Raw genomic sequence first — 10,508 nt, forward strand, 5'->3', positions numbered from 1 at the left:
GGCCCCGAGGGAGTCGGAGGTCCCAATTCTGGGGACCTTGAGCCCTGATCGCCACCCGGGCCCCACCCGTAACTTCGGGGACGTGGAGGTGGTCCCGATGGAGCGCACGATCAGAATCTTCCTGCCGGTCCCCGGCGAGCCGCTGGCGTCGTTGCGCGCGTTCCTCGACGAGCCCGTCCGCTGGCTGCCCGAGGCACGGCTGGGGCCGGCGGGCCTGCTGTCGACCGTGCGCGCCGGCGGCATGGCCCGCTCCGTCCTCGTCCGGGTCGGCGCGCCGTGGGTGGTCGGCTCGACCCACTGGCGCTCCCTGCGCTGGGACCCCCTCAACGAGGAAGCCGGGCGCCCCGATCGCCTGCTGCCCGCGTTCGACGGCGAACTCGGACTGCACGTACTCGGCACGGGCCGCGTCACGCTGATCCTCGACGGCCGGTACGTGCCGCCGGGGGGCAGCGTCGGAGCGGCACTGGACGGGGTCGCACTCGGTCGGTTGGCCAACCGCAGCCTCGAGCGCTTCCTCGAGGACCTCGCGCAGCGGTTGCGCCACGACGCCGAGACGGCCGTCCCCTCCGTCGTCGGTTAGGCGCCTCCCAGGGGGACCCGCCAGCACACCTGGGTGCCGGCTCCGCCGACGCGCGGCGACCAGGTCACCTCCCCACCCAGCAGCGCCGCCCGCTCCTGCAGGTTCCGGCGCCCGAAGCCGCTCCCGGGCCTGGGCGGCAGCCCACGTCCGTTGTCGGCGACGACCAGGGTCAGACCGACCCCGTCGACGACGACCTCGACCTCGACGTCGTCGGCGTCGGCGTGCTTGGCGACGTTGGTCAACGCCTCGCGCAGCACCGGCAGCAGCTGTTCGGCCACCTGCGGCGGGACGGTCGTTTCGACCGGCCCGTCGAAACGCACCCGCGGCGAGCGCGGCAGCACGGGGGTCAGTTCGTCGACCAGTTCGAGCACCGCGTGCCGGATACCGCCGGTCGCGGTCGGGTCCGACTGTAGTGCGAAGATCGTGGTCCGGATCTCCTTCACGGTGACATCGATCTCGTCCACCGCGCGCTCGATCCGCTCGATGACGTCCGGTCGACCCTCGGCCCGCTTCAGGGTCGCCTGCAGCGACAACCCCGTGGCGAACAGGCGCTGGATCACGGTGTCGTGCAGGTCGCGGCCGATGCGCTCGCGCTCCTCGACCAGCGACATCCGCTGGAGTTCGGCGCGGGCGCGCTCGGTCGTCAGCACCAGGCTGGCCTGGGCGGCGAAGCCCGACATGATGGCCTCGTCACGTCGCGTGAGACCGGCGAGCCGCATCACGCCGAGTGCCGCGACGACCTCGTCGCCGGCCCGCAGCGGTACCCACAGCATCGCGCCCTCGCCGAAGACGGGGCCACGCTCACCACGCACGACCGCGCCCTCGAGCAGGCTGCCCCAGGCCGGCCCCTCGGTGGCGGGCAGGAAGCCCGGGGTCGGGCCCTCCTGCCCCGCCGACGCGAGGATCCACAGGCCGTCCTCGTGCGGCCCGACGACACACGCCGCGTCGCCGTCGACGAGGCGCAGAGCGAAGTCGGCGAGGCGCCCCCGCACCTCGCTCACGGGCGCACCGGCGAGCGCAGCGGTGGTGACCTCCAGCACGGCGTCTCGCCAGCGCTCACGCTGGCTCAGGTCGTCGTAGAGGCGGGCGTGCTCGATGGCGGTCCCTGCGACCGCGGCGAGGCCGACGACGAGGTCCTCGTCCTCCTGGGTGAAGGACCCGCCGCCGCGCTTCTCGGCCAGGTACAGGTTGCCGAAGGCGCGTCCGCGGACCCGGACGGGCGCGCCGAGGAAGCCGTGCATGGGCGGATGGTTGGGCGGAAACCCGTACGACTTCGGGTGGGCGGTGATGTCGTCGAGCCGCACCGGCTCGGGTTGCTCGATCAGCAGCCCGAGGACCCCGCGTCCGGCCGGCAGGTTGCCGATCGCGGCGGCCGTCTCGGCGTCGACGCCCCGGTGCACGAAGGCGGACAGCCCGTCACCGTCCTCGGCGATGACCCCGAGCGCGCCGTACTTCGCCGCCACGAGATCGCAGGCGGCCTCCACGACCCGTCCCAGCACGGCCTCGAGATCGAGGTCCACCGTGACGGCGAGCACCGCGTCCAGGACCTGGGCGGCGCGGGGGTCCAACGCGTCGCTGCCGAGACCGTTCGTGGAGCCCATCGGTGTACCTTTGCGTCCGGCTGCAGCCCGACACCCTACTGTTGCCCTCCCCCTGCCCATGGAGTCTGCTGGTGGCCGAGACCGTGCGCGTCTTCCTCGTCGACGACCACGAGGTGGTCCGGCGGGGACTCCGGGACCTCATCGACGCCGAGGACGACCTCGAGGTTGTCGGTGACGCCGCCAGTGCGGGAATGGCGCTGGCCGGTATCGCCCAGACCTCGCCCGACGTCGCCCTGCTCGACGTGCGGTTGCCGGACGGCAACGGGGTCGAGATCTGCCGTGACGTGCGTGCCCGTGATCCACGGATCGCGTGCCTGATGCTGACCTCGTTCGGCGACGACGAGGCGCTGTTCGACGCGATCATGGCCGGCGCGGCCGGGTACCTGCTCAAGGACGTACGCGGTCCCGACCTGCTCGACGCGATCCGGCGGGTGGCGACGGGCGACTCGCTGCTCGACCCCGCGGTCACCGGCAAGGTGCTCGAGCGCCTCCGCCGCGGCGACGAGGAGGACCCGCGGCTTCGCTCGCTGTCCGAACAGGAGCGGCGGATCCTGTCCCTCATCGCGGAGGGTCTGACCAACCGGCAGATCGCCGAGCGGATGCACCTCGCCGAGAAGACGGTGAAGAACTACGTGTCCAACCTGCTCGCGAAGCTCGGCATGCAACGCCGTACCGAGGCCGCGGTCTTCTACACCCAGGTCGAGCGCGGCGAGGCCTGAGCCGGGACCGATGCCCCCGGCTGCTGGGGCCGGGGTGCCCTGGTGGCGGCGGGCCGCGTGACCCATGCTCGGGACGGGGCCGGCCACCTGCCGAGGCCGGCACGGGAGCCCGACCATGGAACACGTCACGGACCGTCACGCCCTCGAGGTGCTCAGCACCGCCGAGTCGCTCCGTCTGCTCGGCAGCCGGCCCCTGGGACGGCTCGCCTACGTCGACCGGGGGGCACCGAGCATCGTGCCCGTCAACCACCTCGTCGACGGGCACACCGTCGTCTTCCGGGCCCTGCACGGCGCCAAGAGCGACGCGTTGCTGATGGGACGCCCGGTCGCCTTCGAGGTGGACGACCACGACCCGTCGCGGCGCGTCGGCTGGAGTGTGCTCGTACGCGGCACGGCGACGCCCGTCTCGGACGAGGAGGCGCGTCGTTTCGCGGCCGAGCTCGACAGCTGGGCCGCCGACACGGCCGTCCGCCACACGATCGTCCGCCTCGTCCCCGACGAGATCACCGGGCGCCGCCTCCGGGAGCGCACCGAGGCCCTAGTGACGCAGGACCAAGGTCCCTCGGACCTGTGACGCCCCGCCCTGCCGGCGACGCAGGCGGTGACCGACGCTTCTCCTCGATGAGGCCCGGTGGAGATGCCGCCGGGTCCGGCGGCCCACCTGCTGCCGGACGAAACCGTCGAGGAGAGACGACATGTCCGAGGAACGTACGGTCGGCGCGATCGCCGTCGCGGTCGTGGCGCTGGTCGCGCTGGTGCTCAGCGCCGGCGCACTGATCACCGCTGCGAACGGCACGGGCGGAAGTGCTCCGGCGCTGGCCGTCGCGGCCGCCAGCAGCGACGCACCCATCGAGGTCTCGGTCGAGCTGACCGAGTTCGCCATCACGCCGAGCAGCATCGAGATCGCTGCGAGCGGCAGCCTGCTGGTCACCAACGGCGGCGTCGCGCAGCACGACCTCGCCGTCGTGGACACCGGCCTGGCGACGCCGATGCTCAACGCGGGTGAGTCGGCCACGCTGGACCTGTCGTCGCTGGAGCCCGGCACCTACGACATCCTGTGCACGGTCGCCGGCCACGAGGCCGGAGGCATGAAGGGCACGCTGACGGTCGTCGGCACCGGCACGCAGCCGGCGGCCGCAGACGCCGGCGACGACGCCAACGGCGGACACGGCGACCACGGCGCCGACACCGACTGGGCCGCGCTCGACGCCGCCATGCACGACACCATCCTCGAGTTCCCCGCCGCGACCGAGGGCCTGGGCAACCAGCCCCTCGAGCCGACCATCCTCGAGGACGGCACGAAGCGGTTCGAGCTCACCGCCGAGATCATCGACTGGGAGGTCGCTCCCGGCAAGGTCGTCGAGGGATGGGCCTACAACGGCCAGATCCCGGGCCCGATGATCCAGACCCAGCCCGGCGACAAGGTCGAGGTCGTCGTCACCAACAAGCTGCCCCTGGGCACGGACGTGCACTGGCACGGCCTGATCGTGCCCAACGCCCAGGACGGGGTCTCGCCGCTCACGCAGGAGCTGATCGAGCCGGGGGAGAGCCACACCTATGCGTTCACGACCGAGGAGGCGGCGGTCAACATGTACCACCCGCACCACCACGCCCAGATGAAGGTCCCGAACGGCATGTGGGGCGTGTTCCTCGTCGGCGACCTGCCCATGCCGGAGGCTGGCAGCGTGATCGGCGGCAAGACCCTGCCCGAGGACATGACCGTCGACCAGGTCGTGCCGATGGTGGTCAACGACGCCGGCACGATCGGGATGAGCCTCAACGGCAAGTCGTTCCCCGCCACCGCACCGATCGTGGCGAAGAAGGGCGACAACATCCTGCTGCACTACTACAACGAGGGCTACCAGATCCACCCGATGCACCTGCACGGCATGCCGCAGCTGGTGGTCGCCAAGGACGGCTACCCGCTCGACCAGCCCTACTGGTCCGACACCGTCAACGTGGCACCGGGTGAGCGCTTCTCGGTCCTCATCCCCGCCGAGCACGCGGGCGTGTGGGCGTTCCACTGCCACATCCTCACGCACGCCGAGAGCGACGAGGGCATGTACGGCATGGTCACCGCCCTCATCGTCGAGGAGTGATCCGGGACCTCGACGCATGGCGGCCGGAGGCGGTCCTGCCCCATCGGGCAGGACCGCCTCTGGGTCAATTGACCTACGATCGGAGAACACCGATCCGGGGGTTGACGTTGCTCGTCGCTGGCGCGGAGACGCTGCAGGGCCCCGACGGTGAGCGACATGTCGCGAGCTGGGCGGGGCCCGAACTGCATCACGTGGTGTTGGTGTGCCACAGTCTGCGCGAGCACGCCGGTCGCTACGCCGCCCTCGCCGAGGCACTGGTGCGCACCCAGGCCCAGGTCTACGTGCTCGACCAGGGTGGGCACGGCCGCTCCGAGGGCAGTCCCGGCCTGATCACCGATCTCGACGCCGCCATCGACGACCAGCGGCTGCTGCTGCAGCTGATCCAGGCCCGTCATCCCGGCGTCCCCGTCGTGGTGCTCGGGCACGGCACCGGGGGCACCCTCGCCGTCCGCCTGGCACAGCACCTGCAGCAGCAACTCGCCGCACTGGTCCTGAGCGCTCCGCTGCTCGGCGTCCTCCCCGGTGGCGTCGACGACGACCCGCGGCTGAGCATCGAGCCCGTGCCCGCGCGCGAGCTCTCGACGGACCCCGCCGTCGGCGGGCGGTTCACCGCCGATCCTCTGGTCTGGCACGGGCAGCTGCCCAGGACCACCGCGGCCGCACTCCACCGTGGCCTGCGCACCATCGCGCGTGGCCCGCGCCTGCATCTGCCCGTCCTGTGGCTGCACGGTGAGCACGACACCATCGTCTCACCCGAGCCGACGGGTGCCGCCATGGGCGAGCTCGTCGGGGCCGGTGCGTTGACGGCGCGCCTGCTGCCGGGGGCTCGACACCAGGTGCTGGCCGGCGCCGACCTCGAGCGCAGCCTCGCCGAGGTCACCGCCTTCCTCGCCGGCGCCCTGCGGCGGCCCGCCGTCGCCTGATCGGGTCACCCGGACACCCCCGGCGGGCTCAGATCGCCGTGAACCAGCCCATCGCACCGCGCTCGGCCATGTGGTGCTGATGCGGGTGGAACATGTAGCGACCCCGTGTCGGCAGCCGGAACTCCAGCATCGCGCGCTCGCCCTGCCCGAGACTGACCACGTCGGTGTGCTCGTCGGGCGCCTCCCCCGTTCCCGACAGGTACACGTCGAACGTCTGGGCGTGCAGGTGGAAGCTGGCGAGCGGCTCACCCTCGACGAAATTCACCAGGTAGACCCGGACCAGGTCGCCGGCCGGCACCCGGACCGGGTGGCGGTCGTAGAGCCCGCACACCCCGTTGTAGGCGTAGACGTCGTTGCGCCCGTTGCCGGTCAGGTCGAAGCCGTCGAGGACCAGCACCACCTCGACGGCGGGTTCGCGACCACGCGCGGGGTCGACCACGAGCACGCCGTGCAGACCGCGGCGCACGTGCTCGGCGTAGGGCGGCAGATGGCAGTGGTACGGATGCAGTCCGACCGGGCCCGCCTCGACGTCGTAGACGAAGGAACCGCCGGGCGGAATCGGCTCCCAGCCGTCCATCTGCGGGTCGTGGCTCCCATGCAGGTGCAGGTTGTGACCTTGCCCGGTCCGGTTGTCGACGGTGATGCGCAGTCGGTCCCCCACCGTCGCGCGCAGGACCGGCCCGGGGACACGACCGCCGTACATCCAGGCGTCGATCGTGGCCCCGTCGGCAACGCTCCAGTGGCCCTCGGTCACCGGCAGGACCAGCTCCCGCCGGCGGCCGGGTGCTGCCGGGTCCGCAGCCGGCGGATGCGTCAGGTCGGCGATCAGATCGTCGTCGAGGTCGCGCGGCGGTTGGGGCCCGTGGCCGTACCCGCCACGGACGAGACCGAGCGCCTCGAGATCCGCGTGGGCGTCGATGCCGTGGTCATGGCCCGCGCCCGGGGCGTAGTCGTCCGCGGGGGCGGCGTGCCCATGGCCACCCGACGGCTGTCCGGCAGCGACGCTGCGTCCGAAGGCAGCGCCGCCGAGCAGGAGGGCGCCGCCGAGGCCGCCGCCCTGCAGCAGTCGCCGGCGACCGAGGCGACGCGACCCGTCCCCGGCGCGGTCGACGTCGGGCACCGGGACGTCGTCCCCCGCCGCGTCGTCGTGCCGGGGCCGCATGCTCACAGCACACCGGCTTGGAGGGCGCCGATGCCCACCAGCGCGGGCGCGAGCAGGAGCACGGTCGCCAGTCCAGCCACGACGATCCCCCACCGCCGCCGTCGTGACGCCCACCCACGTGCGCGGACGATCGCGACCGACGACGTGACCAGGCTGACCACCGCTGCCGCCGGCCACCCGAATGCGAGCGTCAGCAGCGCCGGCACGGCCACCGCGACCAGCCATGCGGTGCGAGCCGGCCCCGGCCGGCGCAGAACGGCGACGACGGCGGCGAGTGCGAGTGCCGCGATCGCGAGCATCGGCAGGAACCAACCGGTGACGGCGAAGTAGGCCGGCCAACCACGCAGGTCCCGCACGGTGAACCCGGCCACGCGCGTGGCAGCGGACTCGCGCACCTCGCCGTCGAGTTGTGGACGCGTGATGTCGCCGAGGTCGACCCCGTCGTAGCGTGCGAACACGTCAACGGCGGGCACGACCGGCGCATCGGCACCCCCCGGCAACTGCCCGAGGGTGCCTGGCTCGGGAACCAGGTCCATGTGCTGGGCGCGACGCTCGCCCGGGAAGTGCCCCAGCTGTCCCACCATCAGCAACGTGTCACGGAAGGTGCCGAGGCTCGGCAGGCTGAGGCCGTCGCAGGGACGGGTCCGCTCCAGCAGGGCGGGCGCGGTCCGCCGCACGTCGTTGTCGGCGAAGCAGTCGCCGCCGTTCTGGCTCGGCGACACCGTGGCGAGGTCGGCTCGTCCCGATCCGTGCACCAGGTTGCCGGTGACGACGTTGCCTCCCGGCATCCAGAAGTTGCGGTGCAGGTTCGGCGTCGCGGCGATGCCGTACCCGGGATGGTGCAGCACGACGTTGTCGCGGACCTCGTGGTGGACGCCGCCGGCGAGCACGATCCCGTGTCCGAATGCGGGCCAGGTCGCCGACACCACCGGTGCGTCGAAGTTGCCGTTGTCCGCCACGTAGTTGCCGGCGATCGTGGCGCCCCGCGATGGTGCGTACCGTTGCGAGTCCAGCGTGTTGGGCACGATGCCGGCGCCGTTGAGCCGCCACGTCGAGTTGACGAGATAGAGCGAGTTGCTGGCGTTGGTGCCGGAGAAACCGAACCCGTTCCACTCCGCGGTGACGCGGTTGAGGATCGTGCGACAGTCCTCGCACTGGCCGACGTAGTAGCCGCCGTCGGCCGAACCGGAGGCATACGAGTCCTCGAAGACGCCGTCGACCGAGTCGAAGGCGTAGATGCCGTAGGTACCGGCGTTGATGGAGGTGAGGTGGCTTCCGCGGAACCCCGTCACCCCGTCCCAGTAGAAGCCGTTGTTGGTGACGTCGCGCACCGTCATGTTCTCGACCGCGACGCCGTCCGCCGTCACCATCACGCCCATCTCACGCTCGAACTGGCCGTCGACGATCACCGCGTTGCGATCGGTCCCGCGCACGACGATCTGGGGCGTGGTGACCGTGACCTGCTCGGCGTAGACCCCTGGCTCGACGAGCACCAGGTCACCCGGCTCGGCTGCGTCGACGGCGGTCTGGATCGTCGGATACTCCTCGGGCACCAGGCGCGTGCGACCGGTGGGCGTGACCGGCTCGACGGCGGCGATGCGGGCATCGGTGGCGGTGGTGTCCGCGTCCACGGCGGTCATCTCGGGCGAAGCACCGTCACCGACCGCGAGCGTGGCGACCATGCCACCCGAGGCGTCCGCGGGCGCGTGCAGGCTGCAGTAGATGGTGTAGGTGCCGGCGTCCTCGAGCACCACCGTGGCCTGCTCGTCGGGATCGACGAGTTCGGTTCCCCACGTGCCGTCCACGTCGAGTGCGTTGTGCGGCACCCGGCCGAGGTTCTCGAACACCACCGTGGTGCCGGCGGCGACGCTCACCTCGGCCGGTTCGAAGAAGTTGTCGTACATCGCCACGACGACCCGGTCACCGCCGCCACCGGCCTCGCCGCCACCCGAGCACCCGGCCAGCACCAGGGCGGTCCCCAGTCCCAGCGCCGTCCGCCGTCCACGCCAACGTCGCCACCCCACGCGTCCCCTTGCTCACCACGCCGGCGTGCCGTCCCCGCCGGCTCTCCCGACGCGCAGCGTACGCAGTGGTATGCGGGGCTGCCGCCACGTGCCGCCCCCGGGGCGCGCGGCGGCCGGTCCTGCCTAGTAGACCGGAATCGACGGGTCGACCTGGCGGGCGTAGGCGTTGATGCCGCCACGCATCGAACGGGCCCGGAAGCCGGCGCCACGCAGCAGCTGCGTCGACTCGAGGGAGCGCACCCCCGACTTGCAGTGGACGACGTAGTCCTTGGTCTCGTCGAGTTCACGCAGCTGCGCCGGCAAGGAGTCCTTGGGGATCAGGACCGCGCCGGGGATGCGGTTGATCTCGTACTCGTGGGGGTCGCGCACGTCGAGAAGGACGACGTCGGGTTTCTCGGCGATCTCGGCGTACTCGGTCGGCAGGATCTCGAGGTCGGCGGCCCCGAGGAGGTCTTCCTCGCGGTCGTGGGCCGGCATGCCGCAGAAGTCCTCGTAGTCGATCAGTTCGGTGACCGTCGGGTTCGTGCCGCAGACGGGGCAGTCCGGGTCCTTGTTGACCTTGACATACATCCAGCTCTGCTCGAGCGCGTCGTAGAGGCCGAGCCGTCCGATCATCGGCTCGCCGATGCCGGCCAGCAGCTTGATGCCCTCGATCGCCTGGGACGAGCCGATGATCCCCGGGATCACGCCGAGCACGCCTCCTTCGGCGCAGTTGGGGACCATGCCCGGCGGCGGTGGCTCGGGGAACATGCAGCGGTAGCAGGGGCCCTCCTCGGCCCAGAACACGCTCAGCTGCCCCTCGAACCGGAAGATCGAGCCGTAGACGTTCGGCTTGCCCAGCAGCACACAGGCGTCGTTGACGAGGTAGCGGGTCGGGAAGTTGTCGGTGCCGTCGATCACCAGGTCGTAGGGGGCGACGATGTCGAGGGCGTTGTCGCTGGTGAGGTAGGTCTCGTGCACCTCGACGTTCACGTTGGGGTTGATCTCGAGGATCGCGTGCTTCGCCGACTCCACCTTGGGGCGCCCGATCATCGACGTCGTGTGGATGATCTGGCGCTGCAGGTTCGAGGCGTCGACCACGTCGTTGTCCACGATCCCGATCGTGCCGACCCCCGCGGCGGCGAGGTAGAGCGCGAGCGGCGAACCGAGCCCGCCGGTGCCCACCAACAGCACCTTGGCGGCCTTGAGCCGTTCCTGACCCTCGATCCCGACGTCGGGGATGATCAGGTGACGGCTGTAGCGCGCGATCTCGTCGTTGGTGAGCTTTTCGCGGCGATCGACGACCGGGCGGACCACTTCGACGGGCCTTTTCAGCAGGAGGCAGAGGTGACTGGAAGTGTCAACGCGGCGTTCGGAGCCGCTCCTTCCCTCCGAGGGTAAACCGTGGAAACCCCGCGCGC

At 71.5% G+C, this 10,508-nt stretch carries 9 protein-coding genes; 5 read left to right on the forward strand and 4 right to left on the reverse strand.

Annotation, left to right across the window (positions count from 1 at the left end; all coding sequences use genetic code 11):
* The first annotated feature begins 97 nt into the window (after positions 1-97).
* Positions 98-580, forward strand: coding sequence for a hypothetical protein (locus tag ACERMF_RS09065; RefSeq protein ID WP_373668738.1), 483 nt, complete (start codon positions 98-100; stop codon positions 578-580).
* On the opposite strand, the gene ACERMF_RS09070 is transcribed toward ACERMF_RS09065, so the two are convergent.
* Positions 577-2,181 carry a GAF domain-containing protein gene (locus ACERMF_RS09070; protein WP_373668739.1) on the reverse strand — a complete coding sequence of 535 codons (1,605 nt, stop codon included), beginning with the start codon at positions 2,179-2,181 and terminating at the stop codon, positions 577-579. The two genes, ACERMF_RS09065 and ACERMF_RS09070, sit on opposite strands and share 4 nt — an antisense overlap.
* A 71-nt stretch (positions 2,182-2,252) precedes the next feature.
* Here ACERMF_RS09070 and ACERMF_RS09075 point away from each other — a divergent pair, with 71 nt between their 5' ends.
* The 4 genes from ACERMF_RS09075 (at position 2,253) to ACERMF_RS09090 (ending at position 5,922) form a co-directional block, all read left to right on the forward strand.
* Positions 2,253-2,900, forward strand: a complete 648-nt coding sequence (locus ACERMF_RS09075; protein WP_373668740.1) for a response regulator — start codon at positions 2,253-2,255, stop codon at positions 2,898-2,900.
* A 115-nt stretch (positions 2,901-3,015) separates the two neighbouring features.
* Positions 3,016-3,474, forward strand: coding sequence for a pyridoxamine 5'-phosphate oxidase family protein (locus ACERMF_RS09080; RefSeq protein WP_373668741.1), 459 nt, complete (start codon positions 3,016-3,018; stop codon positions 3,472-3,474).
* A 121-nt stretch (positions 3,475-3,595) separates the two neighbouring features.
* Positions 3,596-4,999 carry a multicopper oxidase domain-containing protein gene (locus ACERMF_RS09085; RefSeq protein WP_373668742.1) on the forward strand — a complete coding sequence of 468 codons (1,404 nt, stop codon included), beginning with the start codon at positions 3,596-3,598 and terminating at the stop codon, positions 4,997-4,999.
* Positions 5,000-5,100: 101 nt separating this feature from the next.
* Positions 5,101-5,922 carry an alpha/beta fold hydrolase gene (locus ACERMF_RS09090; protein ID WP_373668743.1) on the forward strand — a complete coding sequence of 274 codons (822 nt, stop codon included), beginning with the start codon at positions 5,101-5,103 and terminating at the stop codon, positions 5,920-5,922.
* A gap of 28 nt (positions 5,923-5,950) precedes the next feature.
* Here the strand turns inward: ACERMF_RS09090 and ACERMF_RS09095 are convergent, their stop codons facing one another.
* From ACERMF_RS09095 to moeB, 3 genes are all read right to left on the reverse strand, one after another.
* Entirely contained in the window at positions 5,951-7,084 is a 1,134-nt protein-coding gene (locus tag ACERMF_RS09095; protein WP_373668823.1) for a multicopper oxidase domain-containing protein, read from the reverse strand.
* A 2-nt stretch (positions 7,085-7,086) separates the two neighbouring features.
* Positions 7,087-9,108: a right-handed parallel beta-helix repeat-containing protein gene (locus ACERMF_RS09100; protein ID WP_373668745.1), complete on the reverse strand. Its 2,022-nt coding sequence runs from the start codon at positions 9,106-9,108 to the stop codon at positions 7,087-7,089.
* A gap of 123 nt (positions 9,109-9,231) precedes the next feature.
* Positions 9,232-10,404, reverse strand: coding sequence for a molybdopterin-synthase adenylyltransferase MoeB (gene moeB, locus ACERMF_RS09105; protein WP_373668746.1), 1,173 nt, complete (start codon positions 10,402-10,404; stop codon positions 9,232-9,234).
* Positions 10,405-10,508 lie beyond the last annotated feature (104 nt).

This window comes from Egicoccus sp. AB-alg6-2 (assembly GCF_041821025.1).
Classification (GTDB): Bacteria; Actinomycetota; Nitriliruptoria; order Nitriliruptorales; family Nitriliruptoraceae; genus Egicoccus.